A 17,829-nucleotide genomic window follows, 5' to 3' on the forward strand; every position below is an offset into this window, starting at 1 on the left:
AAGCACCACATGACTCAGCACAGTTTCACTTCGGAAGCCGATCTCGAGGAGGCGCTCGCCACCCCGAGCGCCGGCCTGATCGACGACCTCGCGCGCGGGGCGGGCGACCTCGTGATCCTCGGTGCGGGCGGCAAGATGGGCCCGACCCTGGCGATGCTCGCGCGTCGAGGGATGGATGCCGCCGGCCGCAAGGACGACGCGGTCTACGCCGTCTCCCGCTTCGGCGACGCCGCGATCCGCGAGCGCCTCGAGACCGCCGGGGTGAAGGTCGTCTCGTTCGACCTGATCGAGAACGATGACTTCGCATCCCTGCCGGATGCCCCGAACGTGGTGTTCATGGTCGGCGCGAAGTTCGGCGCCGCGACCAACGCCTCCTGGGCGTGGGAGGTCAACGCCGCCCTGCCCGACCGCGTCGCCCGCCGCTACCGCGACAGCGCCATCTCGGTGCTCTCCACGGGCAACATCTACCCGTTCCTCCCCGCCTCGTCGGGCGGCGCATCCGAAGAGGTGCAGCCGGCGCCGATCGGCGAGTACGCGCAGTCGTGCCTCGGGCGCGAGCGGGTGTTCGAGTTCGGCGCCCAGGAGCGCGGCACCAAGGTCGCGATCATCCGCCTGAACTACGCCGTCGACCTGCGTTACGGGGTGCTCGCCGACATCGGCAGTGCCGTGCATGCGGGGCAGCCCGTGTCGGTCGCCACCGCCAACGTCAACGTCATCTGGCAGGGCTACGCGAACGAGGTCGTGCTGCGCAGCCTCGTGCACGCCTCGACCGACCCGTTCACGATCAACCTCACCGGTCCCGAGCTGCTGAGCGTCGAGTCGATCGCCCGCCGCTTCGGCACGCTGTTCGACCGGGAGGTCGAGATCGTCGACGAGCCGCAGCCGACCGCGCTGCTCAGCGACGCCCGCCGGTGCATGGCGCTGTTCGGCTACCCGGCCGTGTCCGCCGAGACCCTCATCGGTCTGCAGGCCGACTGGATCGAGAAGGAGTTGCCGATGATCGCCAAGCCGACCAAGTGGGCCGTGCGGGACGGGAAGTTCTGATGACGGAGTCCGCCGCACGCACCGCGACCGTGCCGTCGCTGCGCCCCGAGGCCGCCGCCACGCTCGCGCGCGGAGCGGTCATCCCGGCGCATCCGCTCGCGCTCACCGCCGACCGCGCGCTCGACGAGCGTCGTCAGCGCGCGCTCTCCCGGTACTACCTGGATGCCGGTGCCGGCGGCCTCGCCGTCGGCGTGCACACGACCCAGTTCGAGATCCGCGACCCGGAGCACGCGCTGTTCGAGCCGGTGCTCGCGCTCGCAGCCGAGGAGATGGATGCCCGCGACGACGCGAGCCTCGTGCGCATCGCCGGAGTGGCCGGCGACACCGCTCAGGCGGTGGCCGAGGCGGAGCTGGCCCGCTCGCTGGGCTACGACGCCGTGCTCGTGAGTCCCCGGGTCGCGGGCGCCGACGAGCGTGCCCTGCTCGAACGCGCCCGCGCCGTCGGCGAGGTGCTGCCGCTGGTCGGCTTCTACCTGCAGACCGCGATCGGCGGACCCGTGCTCGACCGCGACTTCTGGCGTGAGTTCGCATCGATCCCCGCTGTCGTCGCCGTCAAGGCCGCGCCCTTCGACCGGTACCGCACCCTGGAGCTGGTGCGCGGCGTCGCCGCCTCCGGTCGCGCCGACGAGATCGCCCTCTACACGGGCAACGACGACGCGATCGTCGCCGACCTGCTCTCCGAGTTCCACGTGGAGTCGCCGTCGGGTCCGCGCACGCTGCGCTTCGTCGGCGGACTGCTCGGCCAGTGGGCGGTCGGCACGCGTGCTGCCGTCGCGCTCCTCGAACGCGCCCAGCGGGCGATGGCCGGCGACGCGGAGGCCTACCGCGAACTCGGGCTCGTCGCCTCCGACATGGTCGACGTCAACCAGGCCGTGTTCGACCCGGGCAACGACTTCCACGGGGTGATCGCCGGCGTGCACGAGATGCTCCGCCAGCAGGGCCTGCTCGACGGCACCTGGTGCCTCGACCCCGCAGAAGGGCTCTCGCCGGGGCAGGCCGAGGAGATCGCGCGGGTGCGCCACGCCTACCCCGACCTGAACGACGACGCCTTCATCGCCGAGAACCTCGAGGCCTGGCTGGCATGAGTGCGGGCACGGGTGCGCCGGCCGTGGTCGCGGTCGTCTCCGAGGAACTCTTCGCGGAGTTCTTCTCGGCGGAGGATGCGGGGCGGCTGCGCGTGGTGGCCGCTCGTCTCGGGGGTTCTTTCGTTCGCGTGGATCGGTTGGCCGACGCCGAACTCGCCGAGGCGCGCATCGTCATCACGAGCTGGGGCGTCGGCCCGTTCGACGCGGCGGTGCTCGCCTCGCTGCCGAAGCTCGAGCTCATCGCGCACACCGGCGCCACGATCAAGCCCTTCGCGACGGATGCGCTGTTCGACCGCGGTGTCGTCGTGACCCAGGCGGGTGCGGGCATGGCGCGGCCCGTCGCCGAGGTGTCGCTGACGTTCACGCTCGCCCTGCTGCACCGGGTGCCCGAGATGCACAACGCCCTGCGGGATGGCGACGGTTGGTACGACGCGGATGCCGTGGGCGTGCAGCGCGAGATCCTCGGCACGCCCATCGCCGTGATCGGGGCCTCGCGCACCGGACGTGCGTATCTCGAACTGATCCGTGCGCTCGGGGCCGAACCGCTGCTGGTCGACCCGACTCTCGATGCGGCGACCGCTGCCGTTCTCGGTGCCGAGCTCGTGTCGCTCGCCGAGGCGCTGCAGCGCGCGCAGATCGTCGCCGTGCACGCACCCACGCTGCCCGAGACCCATCACCTGATCGGTCGCCGTGAGCTCGCACTCATGCGCGACGGCGCGGGGCTCGTGAACACGGCGCGGTCGTGGCTGGTCGACGAGGCCGCGTTGATCGAGGAGGCGCAGCGCGGTCGGCTCAGCGCCGCGATCGACGTGTTCGACGAGGAGCCGTTCGCCGTCGACAGCCCGTTCCGCACGCTGCCCGGAGTGCTGGTCACTCCGCACCGGGCGGCCGGCACGAGCCAGGGACGATTGCGTCAGGGGCGGATCGTCGTCGACGAGGTCGAGGCCTTCGCCGCGGGGCGTCCGCTCGCGCACACCATCTCCCGCGACCAGCTGTCGTCGATGGCATGACCGGGTCGGCGCTGCGGGTGGCCTTCGCCGGACTCGCGCACTCGCACCCGTACACCGATGCCGCGAACGTCCGCGCGCTGGGCGCCGAGGTCGTCGGGGTGCACGATGCGGATGCGGTGGTGGCCGACGACTTCGCGGCACGGTTCGGCGGTGCGGCGGTGGACTCTGTCGGCGCCCTCGCCGCACTGCAGCCCGACTTCGTGATCGCGACACCGCGGCCGGATGAGACGGTCCCTTTCCTGAAGGCTCTCGGCCGTGGGGGCGCTCCGGTGTTCGTGAACAAGGTCATCGCCGCGACGGCGGCCCAGCTCGATGAGGTCGACCGCGCGCTCGCAGCATCCTCGGTGCCGGTCGGCACGAGTTCCGTCCTCCGTTTCGCCCCTGCGCTCGCCTCTCTTGCCGGGGAGATCGCGGTCGGTGATGTCCTCGCGCTCCGGGTGCACGTCCAGCACGACAACGCAGCGTTCCAGTTGCCGGGCCGCTCCTGGCAGGACGACCCGCAGCGTGGAGGGGGCACCGCCGTGACGGTCGGCGTGCACGCCTGGGAGATGGTCGACGTGCTGCTGCCGGGAGCTGACCTCGTCTCCGGATCCGGCTGGACGCGCACGAGCGGCGGATCCGCCACTGCGTCAGAGGATGCCGCCGGCGTCGACGGTCTGCTGCGCGTGCCCGGGGCGCATCGCGAGGTGCCGGTGCAGGTGCTCGTCACCGGGGCGCCCGGCGCGGATGCGTACGCGGTGGACGTGGTGATGGCCGCCGGCATCCGATCCGTCTCGCTCGGTGTCGATGACGGTGCCGATGGTGAGGGCGTGAACGCGACGCTGGGTTTCCTCGGCCTGATCCGTGCACTGCTCGACGCGGCGGCACAGGGCGCGACCGCGGCTCCCTGGAGCGAGGCACGGGGCGTCGTGGCGAACACCGTCCGTGCCGCCGAGATCGCTCGAGGTGTCTCGTGAGCGCGGCGACGATCCGTGTGGCCCGCGCCGCCGACCAGCAGGCACTCGCCGCGCTGTGGGCGACAGTGTTCACTCCGCCGCTCGCCCCCGACCAGTGGCTCGTCGACGACGAGCGGCTCGCGCACACGCTGGTGGCCGAAGACGGCGACGGTCTGTGCGGGTCGATCTACGGACTGCCCAAGCGGCTGCGGGAGGCCGACGGCGGGATCGCCGAGGTGCACGCCATCGGCAGTGTCGCGGTCGCCGAGCGGGCGCGGGGTCAGGGGCTCGCACGTCAGTTGGTCGCCGCGACGCTGCAGGCGGGTCGCGACGCCGACTGGGCGCTGCTGTTCACCGGAACCCCCGAGGTGTATCGCTCCAGCGGGTTCGAGACGTTCTCGATGGCGCGCACCCTGGCCGGGCCCTGGCGCGCTCCCGCTCCCGTCGAGACCGATGATCGCGTCGAGCGGGAGACCGTCGGGCTCGGGAGTCTGCGCCCGCTGCGCGAGATCTACGAGCGTTCGCGCGACGGCAGGGTCGTGCTCGCCCCGGTGCGCGGCGATCGCGACTGGGCGATGGCGGAGGTGCGGATGAGCGGCGCCACCCTGTACCGGCGGGTCGAGGGATCGACGGTGGTCGGCTATGTGATCGCCGAGCGCCGCGGTGAGGTCGGAACTCTTCTGGAGAGTGCCGTGCTTCCGGAGGCCGCCGCCGCGCGCGGTGAGCTGCTCGCCGCGGTCGCTGCGGACTGGGCTGCGGCGGGTGTGACCTCGTGCGAGCTCGCCGTGCCCGCCCTGCCGGAAGACGACCTCGTGATGCGCGACTTCGCGCCCGAGGCCGTGCGGCAAGACGACCGCACCGGGATGATCCGCCCGCTTCGGCGCGCGGCTCGATTGCACGGCATCCGCCACTTCACGGCGGGCGACTACTTCTGAGCATCCGCTCGGAGCACGGCACTGGGGACTGGGGATCAATCGGATGATGCGGCTCGGCCGGACGGCCGGACGCCTGACCGCGGTGATGACGCCGCACGGAAGGATGAGCATGACCCCGCAGGAGATGACCCAGACCGAAACCGCCGCGCTGCGCAGCAGGCGCATGCTGCTCGCCGGGTTCGGCGCCGCCGCGATCGGTGGAGTGGCCGCCGTCGGCATGCCCGCCGCCGCACAGGCCGCAGGACCCGTGGCACCGCAGAGCTCGTCGGGCTCGGCGAACGTCGCCAACGGCGGCACCGCGACCGACCTCGCGAAGCGCAAGGGCAAAGACGGCGACCTCGTGCGCACGGTCGGGTACGCGGCGGCCGGAGACGGTGGCGACGGGCTGTACCGGTTCGTGAAGAAGGATGCCCCGAAGGCGAACGGCGGCACCGTGCTCGCGGCCCCCAAGGGCGGCGCCTGGCTGCTCGTGCACGACGGGGTCGTCGACTTCCGCCTGTTCGGCGTGATGGACGCGAAGGTCAACGCCGACGATGCTCTCGACGCGATGGTGAACGATGCGAGCATCCATCGGATCGAGGCCCACAGCGACCTGAACTTCGTGCGCCGCCACAAGTTCTCGCGGTCGAACATCGCGTTCGACTTCGGTGGCCACCTCATGACGACGGTCGGCATCGAGAACGCCGGCAAGGACGACCCCTTCGCCGCGGTCATGTTCTTCCGCGGCGAGGTGACGGATGCCGTGCACGAGGCGCGGCTGAATGAGGTGGTCCCCGACCTCGGCGACGTCTTCCCGGTCGCCGACTCCTCGTTCTTCGCGGTCGGCGACTGGTACGCCGCCGAGGTGAACGCGTTGGCCGGCCGCTGGGAGCGCGAGCTGCAGCGGCTCGTGCAGGTCACGCAGATCGTCGACGGCACGCACATCCGCATCAATTACAAGAACGGCTGGCCGCTCGGCAAGGACCGCACGATGACGTGGCGCCGAGTGGTGCCGGTGCAGGACGTGACCGTTTCGAACCTGAAGTTCCTCGGCACGGGGAAGGACGAGTACACGGGCTCGCACCCGCTCGCCTTCGAGTACGCGGTGCGCTGCGACGTCGACCACATCGACGGCACCGGTACGTTCTGGCCGCTCATCCAGCGGCGGTGGAACACCTACTTCTCGACCGTGAGCTGCACGCTCAAGAACCCCACCTCGGTGACGTGGGGTGGCGCCGGCTACCTGACGCAGCAGATCTACTGCCTGTACGGATACGTCGCCAACTGCCACACCGCCAACTCGCGGCACCTGAACGACTTCACCGCGAGCGCCTACTGCCTGGTCGAGAACTGCCACGGCGACGGCGACGACCAGGGTCCGTTCGTCACGCACGGCCAGTACGAGCACGACCTCACCTACACCGGCAACTCCGGGCTGATGACGTTCGCGAACTCGGGGGCGGCCTGGGGCTCGGCTGCCAAGCGCATCACGGTGCGCAAGCACGTGTGCTCGTGGTTCGTCGCCCGCGTGCGCATCACCGACCTCACCCTCGAAGACGTGCAGGTGATCGGCAAGCCCTCGCTCGCCGGCTCCGGGATGCTGTGGATCAACGCCGACGGCGCGCAGCTGCGCGGGTGCACGGCATCCGACACGCTCGTGATCACGCAGGCCTCGGACAACTCCGGTCGCCCGACCGTGATCGCCGACTCGCACTTCACGTTCGTCGCGCCGGGCGAGCTCACCAATGCCACCGTGAAGACCCCGGTCACCTTCGTCGACACCGTGCTCGACCGGGTCGGCGGCCTGAAGATCGCGGGCTCGGGGGCGGTCACGTTCCGCGGTTCGACGCTGAACGCGGCGGATGACGCGGCGCCGATCGTGTCGTCGTCGGCGCAGCTGCGGTTCGAGGGGTCGACGCTGCGCAACGCCCGCCTCGCTGCGGCGCGGGCGGAGCGCCAGGTGGTCGAGATCGCGGGATCGGATGTGTCGATCAAGGGCGGAACCGGTGTATCCCGGACGGGCGACGGCGAGCTGCACCTGACACTGTCCGACAGCAGCTTCCGCGCCGAGGGATCGTCGACCCATGTCGCGGTCACGAAGGGTGCGACGCACTATCGCGCGGTCGGCAACCGGTTCGAGGGCGGCGCGCTGGAGCTGGCGGATGCCGCGTTCGGCGGCTCTTCGACCCTGCTGCACACCGGCAACGTCGAGTCGGGCGTCACCCGCGCGGCCTTCCCCGCCGAGGGTGACCGCGTCGTCGACACCGCCAACCTCGTGGTCTGAGTCGCGGAGCGCCGCCCGCGCCCCGCTGCGCGTGCCGAGTGCCGCCGCCCACCTCCACCCCCCTGCCGCCCCGGCCCCCGCTGTCGCCGAGTGCACGGGTTGTTCTCGAGTGCACGGCTTCTCGACGTGAAGATGCCGTGCACTCGGCGCGAAGCCGTGCACTCGGCGCAGGGGTGAGGGGGAGGGGCGCAGGGGGGAGGGGCGGAGGGGCCACCGGTTGTCGGCGCGGGGAGGAAACCGGGACCTGCCCCGCGAGTGCACGGGTTGTTCTCGAGTGCACGGCTTCTCGACGTGAAGAAGCCGTGCACTCGGCGCGAAGCCGTGCACTCGGCGCAGGGGCGAAAGGGGCGAGGGGCGCAGGGGGCGAGGGGCGGGAGTGACCGCGCGGGAGTGGCCGAGCGAGGGCCGACGCGGTGGTCAGCGCGGGCGGCGCGGGCTGTCGGGGTTCATCAGCGAGTGGCGGCGACCGTAGGCGAAGTACACGACGAGCCCGATCACGAGCCAGACGCCGAAGCGCAGCCACGTCTCCCAGTGCAGCTGCGAGATGAGGAACAGCGAGAAGCCGACGCCGACGATCGGCACCACCGGCATGAACGGCAGCCGGAACGTGCGCGGGGCATCCGGCTTCGTGTAGCGGAACACGACGACGGCGATGCACACCACGACGAACGCCGCCAGGATGCCGATGTTCGTCAGGTCGGCGACAGCCCGGATCGGGAAGATTCCCGCGAAGAACGCGGACCCGATGCCGGCGATCCAGGTCACCCGCTGGGGCACACCGCGACCGTCGACCTTCGAGAACCAGCCGGGGAGCAGTCCGTCGCGGCTCATCGAGAACCACACGCGGGTGGCGCCGAGGAGGAACGTGAGCATGACCGTGAGGATCGAGAGCACCGCGAACACGGAGATGATCGACGCGATGACGGGCAGCCCGACGCTGGAGAACGCCGACGCGAAGCCGGCCTTCGGATCGATGTCCTGGTAGTTCTGCATGCCGGTGAGCACCAGCGTCGCGGCCACGTAGAGCAGCATGGCGATGACGAGCGACAGGATGATCGCCTTCGGCATGTGCTTGCGCCCGTCCTTCGCCTCTTCGGCCGCGGTGCTCATCGCGTCGTAGCCGAACACCGCGAAGAACACCGTCGCCGCCCCGGTGAAGACCGGACCGAAGCCGGACGGCATGAACGGGCTGTAGTTGTCGGTGTTGATGTAGAAGATGCCGAGCCCCACGATGAACAGGATCAGCAGGATCTTGATCGCCACCGCCACCAGCTCGAATCGGCCGAAGGTCTTGGTGCCGCGGCTGAGGAGGAACGTCACGAGCAGGCAGATCAGGATCGCCGGGATGTTGACGACGCCGCCCGGCTGGTCGAACGTCTCGGTGACCGCGGTCGGCAGGTGCACGCCGAACCCGGAGAGGAACGCGTCGAGGTAACCGGAGATCCCGATCGCCACGACGGCGACGATGGCCACGTATTCGAGGAGCAGGTCCCAGCCGATGAACCAGCCGGTGATCTCGCCGAGCGCGACGTAGCCGTAGCTGTACGCCGATCCGGCTCGGGGGATCATTCCCGCGAACTCCGCGTACGAGAGTGCGGCGGCCGCCGAGGCCAGCCCGGCGATGAGGAACGAGATGACGACGGCGGGTCCGACGCCGGGGTTCGTGGCATCGCCGTGCGCGACGAGTCCGGCGAGCGAGAAGATCCCGACTCCGACGATGCCGCCGACGCCGATCGCGGTGAGCTGCCACAGCCCGAGGGATTTGAAGAGACCGCTGCTCTCCGCCTCTTCGTTCAGATCGCCGACCGGCTTGCGCCGCCAGACGGAGTACGCCGGATTCTTCGGATTCGTGCGGGGCATCCTTGCCTCCCTGAGTGGCCGCCCTGGTGGGGGCGGCGTGCGATGGCTGAGCTTTTGGCCTGTAACACGTTACGCCCGCCTCGGTTGCTCCTCAATCAGACTTCTGGCCAGTTCCGGCGCCTGTGCGTGCGTCCATCCGCAGCATCCGTCGGGCCACCACCACCGCCGCTGCCGCTGCCGCTGCCGCCGCTGCCGCCGCTGCCGCTGCCGCTGCCGCCGCTGCCGCTGCCGCCGCTGCCGCTGCCACCGCTGTCGAGTGCGCGGGATGTTGCCGAGTGCACGGGGTGCTCCCGCGACGAAGCCGTGCACTCGGCGGGAAGCCGTGCACTCGGCGAAGGGGGAGGGACGGGAGGGGGCGGGGCGAGGGGGCGGGGCGAGGGGGGACGGAGAGGGGACGGGAGGAAGGGAGGGGGATCAGCGCGCGGGGATGCCGACGAGCTCGGCGCTGCGCTGCCAGAGGGCCTCGGCGAGATCCGGGTCGTGCACCTGCGGATTGACCTTCGCGGTGAGCTGGCGCTCGTCATAGTAGGCGCCGGAGAGCCACGTCTCTCCCGGAGTGCCCTCGAGGAACCAGCGGAGGGTGTCGCCGCCCTTGTCGGCCCCGATCAGCAGCAGGTGCTTGAGGGGCGTGCGGTAGAGCAGGCGCATGACGCTCGACGAGTCGGACGCGAAGTTCGTCTGCACGGTGCCGGGATGGAACGCGACCGCGCTGAGCCCCTCGGCATGGAACTTCGTGTGCAGGCTCTTCGCGAACAGCACGTTGGCGAGCTTCGCGTCGCCGTACGCCTTGTTGGGGCTGAAGCGGCGGGTGTTGTCGAGGTCGTCGACGTCGATGTGCCCGAAGAGGCGGTGGGCGATGCTCGAGGTGTTGATGACCGCCCCGCCGGATGCCCGCAGCTGCGGCAGCAGCAGGTTCGTGAGCAGGAACGGTGCGAGGTGGTTGACCTGCATCGTCTTCTCGAAGCCGTCGACGGTGGGCGTCCGATCCCCGAAGATGCCGCCGGCGTTGTTCGCCAACACATGGATGCCCTCATCGCCGACGGCATCCGTGATCTTCGCCGCCAGAGCCCGCACGTCGTCGAGGCGGGCGAAGTCGGCGGTGAACCACTCCGCCCCGGTCTCCTCCGCGATCGCGCGGGTCTTCTCGACGGACCGGCCGATCAGGATGAGCCGGTGCGGTGACGCCGCGAGCTGGCGGGCGGCCGCAGCCCCGATCCCGTCGGATGCTCCGGTGAGGACGATCGTCTTCTGAGGCACGGGTCGCGTCACTCGGCCGTCGGGGTGATGCGACGGACCGCCCGGGTCACGTGCTCGGCGATGACCGCCTGCGCCTGTTCGGGGTCGCCGCTGGCGATGGCGTCGACGATCTGCTGGTGGCTGTGCACGTGCCCCTCCTGCTCGGCAGGGTCGAGCGCCGCGTTCGCCGCATGCAGGAAGCCGGTGATGCGGCCGCGCAGTTGCCCGCTCAGCTCGTCGAGGAAGCGATGCTCGGCGAGGTCGGCGAGGGTCTCGTGGAACAAACGGTCCTGGCGCAGGACCTCGTCGATGTCGCCGGGTGCCGCATCCGACATCGCCTGGATGATGGCCCCGAGTCGGGCAGCGGACTCCTCGTTCCACCGCTCCTGCACACGGATGGCCATGAACTGCTCGAGCACGATCCGCAGGCTCGAGATCTCTTCCAGATCCTGCGCACTCAACTGCGCGACGCGGGCGCCGCGGCGCGGCTCGCGGGTGATCAGGCGCTCCTCGGCGAGGCGGGTCAGGGCTTCACGCACCGGGATGTGACTCACGCCGAGGCGGTCGGCGAGCTTGCGCTCGACGAGGCGCTCCCCGGGGGCGAGCTCTCCGGAGTGGATGGCAGCGCGCAGCTCGTCCGCGACCTGTTCGGCGATGTTCTGATCCGAGACGCTGCGCATTCGGGGGCCCTCTCGATCCGCGGCGCAGCCCCGTCGAGCGGGCGCGCATTCGTTCGCTCGATGCTATGGCATTTCGCGGATGGGTGGACACCGGCGGAGATCTGCTAGATGCTATAGCAAAGACTCTGAACCGATGACGAAGGGGTTGTCATGACCGATGGATCGCCCGTTGTGGCGGATGTGCCCGCGGATGCGCCCGCGGAGGCGATGTCGCGGGAAGCGAGCGTGCGCTCCGCCGGTCGCCGCGCCCTCATGGCCGGGCTCGGTGCGGTCGCGCTCGGGGCTGCCGGCTCCCTCGCCGCCACGACACCCGCGCAGGCTGCCCCCGTCGTCGCCGGGGCGAAAGACATCACCCGGGCGGAATCCGTCGCCGAGCTGTCGCGGCTCCGCGCGCGGGACGGTGAGGTGGCGATCGTCGCCGGGTACCGGACGCCGGGCGACGCGGGGCTGCTCGTGTACGTGGGCAGCGAGAACGCGAAGCTCAAGCCCAACGGTGGCACGGTGATCGCCGGCAAGCGCGGCACCAGCTGGCTGCTGCAGCACGACGGCACCGTCGACTTCCGGGTCTTCGGCATCACGGGGCCGAAGACGGCGGCCGACGATGCGCTCGCCGCGATGGTGAACGATCCCCGCGTCGCCCGGATCGAAGCGCACACGGATCTGCTGTTCCAGCGGCGGCATCGCTTCACGCGGTCCCACCTCGAGATCGACTTCGGCGGTCATGTCATCTCGACGGAGGGCATCGAGGCGAACACCCACGACAACCCGTTCGGTGCGGTGATGTTCTTCACCGGGGAGTCGCGAGACGTCGTCGTCGAGCATCCGCTGGCGGAGGCCTGGCCCGAGCTGACGGATGCCGTCGCCGTGCCCGATGCGGCAAAGTTCCCGGTGGACTCCTGGTGGGCGGTGCAGTGCGACCCGGTCGCCGGAGGCGGAGCCGATGAGCGCGAGATCCAGCGGTTCGTCCAGGTGACGCAGCAGATCGACGGGACGCACATCCGGATCGACTACCTCAACGGGTGGCCGCTGGACAAGGGACGCAAGCTCACCTGGCGACAGATGGCCCCCGTCGAAGGAGTGCGCATCTCGAACATGCGGTTCCTCGGCGCCGGCCCCTTCGACGGGCCCACCGACGGCTCGTTTCCCGACTCCCGCGAGCTGACCGGATCGCATCCGATCGCCTTCGAGTACGCGATCGGATGCGATGTCGCCGATGTGCACGCGAGCCGCACCTGGTGGCCGGTCGTGATGCGGAGGTGGAACACCCACTTCACGACCGAGCGCTGCTCCGTCGAGAACCCGCCCACGGTGTTCTACGGGGGCGCGGGGTACCTCACGCAGCAGATCTACTGCCTCTACGGCCGGGTGAGCGACTGCACGTCGTCGAACGCGCGGCACCTCAACGACCTGACCGCCAGCGCGTACTGCATCGTCGAGAACTGCCACGGTGACGGCGACGATCAGGGCGGGAACCCCTTCACCACCCACGGTCAGTACGAGCACGACCTCACCTTCATCGGCAACTCGGGGCTGATGGACATCGCCAACTCCGGCGCGCAGTGGGGCACCTCCGCCAAGCGGATCACGGTGCGCGATCACGTCTGCTCGTGGTTCGTCGCCGGCACCAAGATCAGCGATCTGACGCTCGAGAACGTCCGCGTCATCGGACGGTCGACCTTCGACCCGCAGGCGACCATGACGATCAACGCCGACGGCGCCCAGCTGCGCGGCTGCACCGCCGGACTGCTGGCCATCGGTCAGCGCTCGGCCCGATCCTCGCGGCCGACGACGATCGAGGACTGCACCTTCGCGCTCTCCAAAGACCAGGTGCTCATCCAGACCCCGGTCACGGTGCCCGTGAGCTTCGTGCGCTGCACGATCACGGGGATCGACGGGGTGAAGGCGCGCGGTGCCGGCGCCGTCGAGTTCGTCGACTGCCGGTTGAGCGGTCCCGCGAAGGGTGCTGCGGCCGAGTTCGGTGCGTCGCGGGTGACCATCCGAGGCGGCGCGGTGCGCGATGTCCTGCTCACCGCGACCGCGGTGCGCGACCAGGTCATCGCGGTGGACGGGGTCGAGCTCAGCACCGAGCGCGGCGAGGGAGCCATGCTGTCCCGAGCCGCCGGTTCCGGGGTCATCACCTGGCGTCTGAACGGCGTGACCTCGACGGCGCCGAAGGGCGTGGCGCACGTCGACATCGGCACGGGCGTCAACCACGCACGCGTCACCGGCAGCCAATTCGTCGGCGGACGGCTGCGGCTGGCCGACGGCTTCTCGGAGCCGTCCACGCTCCTCTACAGCGACAACGTCGAGCGTGGCGTCGAGGCGGATCTCCCCGAGGCCGGAGGCCGCGTGCTGATCGCCGACGTGCTCACGAGCGCGTGACCGACGGCATCATGGAGCACATGGAGGACTTCGAGTGAACGACACGGCATCGGCCACCCATCTCGGCGATCGCATCCGGATCCCGCGCACGAGGGCGCGTATCGGCGTGGCCCGCCAGGACATCACTCCGCCCGTCGGCATCCGCGCGAAGAATTGGGGGCCCGCCGACTGGGAGCGCTCCGAGGGGGCGCATCGCCCGTTCGAGCTGACCGCGCTCGCCGTGATCGGCGGTGACGAGCGCCCGCGACTGCTGCTCGCGGCGGACGGCACCTGGTGGCGTCGGGTGGCCGACGAGCAAGGCGTCCGCGGGGCGATCCTCGACGGGCTCGGGCTCGATCCCGACCAGCTGATGCTCTCGCTCTCGCACACTCACGCCGGTGCCGTGCTCTGCGCCGCCGATGCGCACCTGCCCGGCGGCGAGCTGATTCCCGGGTACCTCGAGGCGCTCGCCGCCGCGGGCATCGCCGCCGGGCGCGAGGCGCTCGACGGCGCGGTCCCGGGGCTCATCGAGTGGACCACCGGGCGCTGCACCCTCGCGGCCGACCGCGAGCTCGACGTCGACGGTCGAGCGCTGGTGGGGTACAACCCGGCCGGCACCGCCGACGACACCGTCATGATCGGCCGCCTCAGCGTCGATGGTGCGGTGCTCGGCACGCTCGTGAATTACGCGTGCCACCCGACCACGCTCGCCTGGCAGAGCCGGGAGGTGTCGCCGGACTACGTCGGCGCGATGCGCGAGATCGTCGAGGCCGCCACGGGTGCGCCGTGTCTGTTCGTGCAGGGTGCCTCCGGCGAGCTGGCCCCGCGCGAGCAGTACACCGGCGACGTCACGGTCGCCGACCGCCACGGACGCTCGCTCGGGCACGCGGTGCTCGCGGCCCTCGACTCGCTGCCGGCGCCCGGGGAGGAGTTGACGCTCGAGGGCGTGGTGGAGTCCGGTGCTCCGTTGGCGATCTGGGCGGGGCAGGCTGCTCGGGGTGGGGAAGGGGCGGCCGGTTCGGTGACATCGGTCGAGCTGCCGCTGCGTGTCCTGCCGACGCTCGACGAGCTTGCCGAGGAGTGGAAGGACATCGACCCCCGCTCGCGCGAGGAGCGCCTCGGTCGCGCGCGCAACCTGCGCGACGGCTACATCGACGGCCCGACCGTGCAGCATCCGGTCTGGGCCTGGCGGCTCGGGGATGCCGTGATCCTCGGGCACCCCGGCGAGGCGTACTCGCGCTTGCAGACGACGTTGCGGGTGAGGTTCCCGGAGACGCCGATCGTCGTGATGAACCTCACCAACGGTCCCGGCTTCGTGTACCTGCCGACGCGGGACGCGTATGAGCGCGGGGCGTATCAGGCGTGGCAGACCCCGCTCGCGCCGGGCGCCCTGGACTTGCTCGTGGAGCACGTCACGGCGGTCGTGGCGGACCTGATCCCCCGCTGACCCGCCCTCCGACTACACTTGCTATAGCAAATCTCGAACCCCTGAGGAGAGCAATGACCGCGCCCGTCGCCATCGTCACCGGAGGATCCGCCGGCATCGGCTGGGAGATCGGCCAGCGCCTCGCCGCCGACGGCTACACGGTCGTCGCCGCCGACCGCGTGCCCGGACTCACCGCGGGAGAGAACCCCGCCAGCATCCTGTGGCGCGAGCTCGACGTGACCGACCACGCCGGCGTCGACCGGGTTTTCGGCGAGATCGAGGCCGAGCTCGGACCCATCGAGGTGCTCGTCAACAACGCCGGCATCCAGCGCCATCGCGGCATCGAAGACCTCAGCTGGGACGAGTGGTCGGCGGTGGTCGACGTCAACCTGCACGGCGTCTTCTCGGCACTGCAGGCCGCGGGCAAGCGGATGCTGGAGCGCGGCGAGGGCCGCGTCGTGAACATCTCGTCGATCTCCTCGCGCGGTTCGTCGGGGCGCGCGCCGTACGCCACCACGAAGGCCGCGGTGATCGGCCTCACCTCGACCGCCGGTGCGGAGTGGGCCTCGCGCGGTGTGCGGGTCAATGCGGTCGCCCCCGGCTACGTCGACACGGGTGTCTTCCGGCAGGGCGTCGAGGCGGGCACCCTCAGCCTCGACACGATCCTGTCGCGCATCCCCGCGAAGCGCCTGGGTGAGGCGAGCGAGATCGCTGCGGCGGTCAGCTTCCTCGTCTCCGACCAGTCGCGCTACATGAACGGTCAGACCCTGTACGTCGACGGTGGTTTCATGGTCGACTACGGCGTGCCCCTGGCGAAGAAGCCCGAATGAGCGCGATCGCCCGCATCGACACGGCCACGGCCGCGCTGCCCCTGCCCGCCCCGCTGCAGCTGGGCGCGATGACCGTGACCCGCCGCGAGTACAGCGCGGTGCGGGCGACGGCCGACGACGGCACGACCGGAGTGGCGTACTGCTTGTCGCGCGAGGCGCCGATGGCCGAGATCGTCGACCGACTAGTTGCGGGGCATGCGGTGGGTGCGGATGCCGACGACCCCGCGTCGACGTGGGAGCGGATGCTGCGCGGCAGTGCCATCGTCGGCCGGGTGGGTCTCGTGCGGCGGGCGATCGGCCTCGTCGACATCGCACTGTGGGACATCGCGGCCCGGCGGGCGGACGTGCCGCTGTGGAAGATGCTCGGCACCGGAGACGCCCCGCGGGACTCGATCCTCGTCGCCGCGTATCCGTCGGCATCCCGCACGCCGCGCGAGGTCGCCGACGAGGTGCTCGCGCAGGCAGACGGCTGGACGCACGTGAAGATCTCGCGCATTCCGGATCCGGCATATATGCGTGAGCTGCTCGCTCTGCTGAACGCCGAGCTGCCCTCCGCGACCGGCCTGATCGTCGATGTCGGCTTCGGTTGGCCGGATGCCGATGCCGCCCTGGCCGAGATCGCGCAGTGGGGCGACCCGCAGCTGGCCTGGCTCGAAGACCCGCTGCTGCCCGAAGATGCCGCGGGTGTTGCACGCATCCGTCGGGAGTCGGGACTTGCCCTCTCGGTCGGCGATGAGGTCACCGACCCTGCGGTGCTGAAGGCTCTGGTCGAGGTCGGTGAAGTGGATGCGCTGCGGATCGACGTGGTGGCGATCGGCGGTGTGACCCCGGCGCGCGAGCTGATCGCCTGGGCCGCCGAGCGCGGCGTGCCGGTCTCGGGGCACGTCTATCCCGAAGTCACCGCCCACCTCGGCATCGGCGTCGAGACCTTCGCGCGCGGCATCAACCCCTATGACCCGGCGCCGTCGTTCGTGCGCGGCGGTCCGTCGTTCGAGGGGCGGATCCGGCCGACGGATGCTGCGGGCCTCGGGTTCGCGCTCGATCCGGGCGTGTTCCGGTTCGGGAAGGACTGAGGGGACGGTCCGCCGCACGTTCTGAAGGAGAACTCGCGGAATGAAGGCCGCTCTGCGCTGTCGGCTCCTTCATTTCGAGAGTTCTCCTTCGCGACGGGTGGCCGCGCGGCCGGGGAGAGCGACCTAGCGCCGCACGCTGCACGGAGCCGGACGCTGCTCGACGCCTGGCATACCTAGACCCACATCACCGGAGATACGCGTCCACGAGGAGTGCGCCGCGGATCGCCCGCAGCTCGTCGAGAATCCGCGCGATACTCTTCCCGCTCACCGACGACAGCGCGAGGTCGTGCGGCCCGAGGGGCTCGAGCTTCCCGGTGCGGATGCGGATGACCTCCCACCCCGCGGCGCGGAGGGCGCGGTCTTTCCGCAGATCGGCATCCTGTCTCTTGCCGACGTGCTCCAGACCGTGACGGCCGACCGTGTCGTACTCGAGCGCTACCCGCAGCTCCGGGAACACGATGTCGGGCCAGATCTCGGTGTGGCGGAAGAACGGACGCGACACCTTCACCGCGTTCACGGCCGCGTCGAACTCGATCCGTGCCGCGAGCTCCGCGCGCAGGCGTCCTTCCGCCGCGGATGCCGGCCGCGGCGCGCACTCGCTCACGAACGCGGTGCCGGCGGGAAGGTCGGGAGTCTTGGTGCAGAGTGCGGGTGCGGGGCGACGGGGCTTGCGGGGAATGGCGCGTGCTTCGCCGAGCACGACCGGTTGCGGGCGGGCCAGCGCGGAACACTCCGGGCACCAGGCGGAGCGGCGCCGCACCTGCCCAGGGCGTTCGCGCTGCTCGGCCGGGGTGGCGGCGAACCGATGCCCGACCGGGCACTCCCAGCACAGGAGCACGTCCGCGGCGAGCGGGATCTGCGAGAGGGCGATGCCGTGGTTCAGCTCCGGGTGGTACTGGCGGATCAGCTCGGGGTACGCCGCCCATCCGGCGCGGTAGGTGCCCACGTCATACGGAACGGCGCGACCGCGGGAGAACTGCCGTCGCGCCCACCACTGCATCACCGGTTCCGGCACGCGCCGACGATATCCGCGAGCACCGACATCCCGCCGCCCCTGCTCGATCCCGACCCGGATGTCCCCGGTCCGTGCG

Annotated in this window: 15 protein-coding genes; 10 read left to right on the forward strand and 5 right to left on the reverse strand. The window is 70.8% G+C overall.

The window, feature by feature from the left end:
- Positions 1 to 9 precede the first annotated feature (9 nt).
- From ACWGO6_RS15925 to ACWGO6_RS15950, 6 genes are all read left to right on the forward strand, one after another.
- On the forward strand, positions 10 to 1,044 hold the full coding sequence (locus ACWGO6_RS15925) for an NAD-dependent epimerase/dehydratase family protein (RefSeq protein ID WP_452327230.1): 1,035 nt from the start codon (positions 10 to 12) through the stop codon (positions 1,042 to 1,044).
- On the forward strand, positions 1,044 to 2,129 hold the full coding sequence (locus ACWGO6_RS15930; RefSeq protein WP_452327231.1) for a dihydrodipicolinate synthase family protein: 1,086 nt from the start codon (positions 1,044 to 1,046) through the stop codon (positions 2,127 to 2,129). Before ACWGO6_RS15925 ends, ACWGO6_RS15930 begins: the two co-directional genes overlap by 1 nt.
- A complete protein-coding gene (locus ACWGO6_RS15935) occupies positions 2,126 to 3,139 on the forward strand; it encodes a hydroxyacid dehydrogenase (RefSeq protein ID WP_452327232.1) in 1,014 nt (337 codons plus the stop codon). The genes ACWGO6_RS15930 and ACWGO6_RS15935 overlap by 4 nt, the downstream gene beginning before the upstream one ends.
- Positions 3,136 to 4,095, forward strand: coding sequence for a hypothetical protein (locus ACWGO6_RS15940; protein ID WP_452327233.1), 960 nt, complete (start codon positions 3,136 to 3,138; stop codon positions 4,093 to 4,095). The genes ACWGO6_RS15935 and ACWGO6_RS15940 overlap by 4 nt, the downstream gene beginning before the upstream one ends.
- The gene (locus tag ACWGO6_RS15945) at positions 4,092 to 5,009 is read left to right on the forward strand and encodes a GNAT family N-acetyltransferase (RefSeq protein WP_452327234.1); all 918 of its coding nucleotides are present in this window, start codon (positions 4,092 to 4,094) and stop codon (positions 5,007 to 5,009) included. Before ACWGO6_RS15940 ends, ACWGO6_RS15945 begins: the two co-directional genes overlap by 4 nt.
- 109 nt (positions 5,010 to 5,118) lie before the next feature.
- Positions 5,119 to 7,272, forward strand: coding sequence for a peptidase C14 (locus ACWGO6_RS15950; RefSeq protein WP_452327235.1), 2,154 nt, complete (start codon positions 5,119 to 5,121; stop codon positions 7,270 to 7,272).
- 417 nt (positions 7,273 to 7,689) lie between these two features.
- Here the strand turns inward: ACWGO6_RS15950 and ACWGO6_RS15955 are convergent, their stop codons facing one another.
- The 4 genes from ACWGO6_RS15955 to ACWGO6_RS15970 all read right to left on the reverse strand — a co-directional run bounded on the left by ACWGO6_RS15955 (position 7,690) and on the right by ACWGO6_RS15970 (position 11,048).
- Entirely contained in the window at positions 7,690 to 9,132 is a 1,443-nt protein-coding gene (locus ACWGO6_RS15955) for an APC family permease (RefSeq protein WP_376102051.1), read from the reverse strand.
- A gap of 95 nt (positions 9,133 to 9,227) precedes the next feature.
- Entirely contained in the window at positions 9,228 to 9,413 is a 186-nt protein-coding gene (locus ACWGO6_RS15960; RefSeq protein WP_452327236.1) for a hypothetical protein, read from the reverse strand.
- Between the two features lie 133 nt (positions 9,414 to 9,546).
- On the reverse strand, positions 9,547 to 10,389 hold the full coding sequence (locus ACWGO6_RS15965; RefSeq protein ID WP_452327237.1) for an SDR family NAD(P)-dependent oxidoreductase: 843 nt from the start codon (positions 10,387 to 10,389) through the stop codon (positions 9,547 to 9,549).
- An 8-nt stretch (positions 10,390 to 10,397) separates the two neighbouring features.
- Positions 10,398 to 11,048 (reverse strand): GntR family transcriptional regulator, encoded by a 651-nt coding sequence (locus ACWGO6_RS15970; RefSeq protein ID WP_452327238.1) that lies wholly within the window; start codon positions 11,046 to 11,048, stop codon positions 10,398 to 10,400.
- A 150-nt stretch (positions 11,049 to 11,198) separates the two neighbouring features.
- Between ACWGO6_RS15970 and ACWGO6_RS15975 the strand changes: the two genes are divergently transcribed.
- The 4 genes from ACWGO6_RS15975 to ACWGO6_RS15990 are packed head-to-tail and all read left to right on the forward strand — an operon-like array spanning position 11,199 to position 16,738.
- Positions 11,199 to 13,430, forward strand: coding sequence for a peptidase C14 (locus tag ACWGO6_RS15975; protein ID WP_452327239.1), 2,232 nt, complete (start codon positions 11,199 to 11,201; stop codon positions 13,428 to 13,430).
- 34 nt (positions 13,431 to 13,464) lie between these two features.
- Positions 13,465 to 14,856 carry a hypothetical protein gene (locus ACWGO6_RS15980; RefSeq protein WP_452327240.1) on the forward strand — a complete coding sequence of 464 codons (1,392 nt, stop codon included), beginning with the start codon at positions 13,465 to 13,467 and terminating at the stop codon, positions 14,854 to 14,856.
- 53 nt (positions 14,857 to 14,909) lie between these two features.
- The gene (locus ACWGO6_RS15985; RefSeq protein ID WP_452327241.1) at positions 14,910 to 15,665 is read left to right on the forward strand and encodes an SDR family NAD(P)-dependent oxidoreductase; all 756 of its coding nucleotides are present in this window, start codon (positions 14,910 to 14,912) and stop codon (positions 15,663 to 15,665) included.
- Positions 15,662 to 16,738, forward strand: a complete 1,077-nt coding sequence (locus ACWGO6_RS15990; RefSeq protein WP_452327242.1) for an enolase C-terminal domain-like protein — start codon at positions 15,662 to 15,664, stop codon at positions 16,736 to 16,738. The genes ACWGO6_RS15985 and ACWGO6_RS15990 overlap by 4 nt, the downstream gene beginning before the upstream one ends.
- A gap of 184 nt (positions 16,739 to 16,922) precedes the next feature.
- Here the strand turns inward: ACWGO6_RS15990 and ACWGO6_RS15995 are convergent, their stop codons facing one another.
- The gene (locus ACWGO6_RS15995; protein ID WP_452327243.1) at positions 16,923 to 17,753 is read right to left on the reverse strand and encodes a zinc-ribbon domain-containing protein; all 831 of its coding nucleotides are present in this window, start codon (positions 17,751 to 17,753) and stop codon (positions 16,923 to 16,925) included.
- Positions 17,754 to 17,829 lie beyond the last annotated feature (76 nt).

It is taken from the genome of Microbacterium sp. NPDC055665 (genome assembly GCF_053618035.1).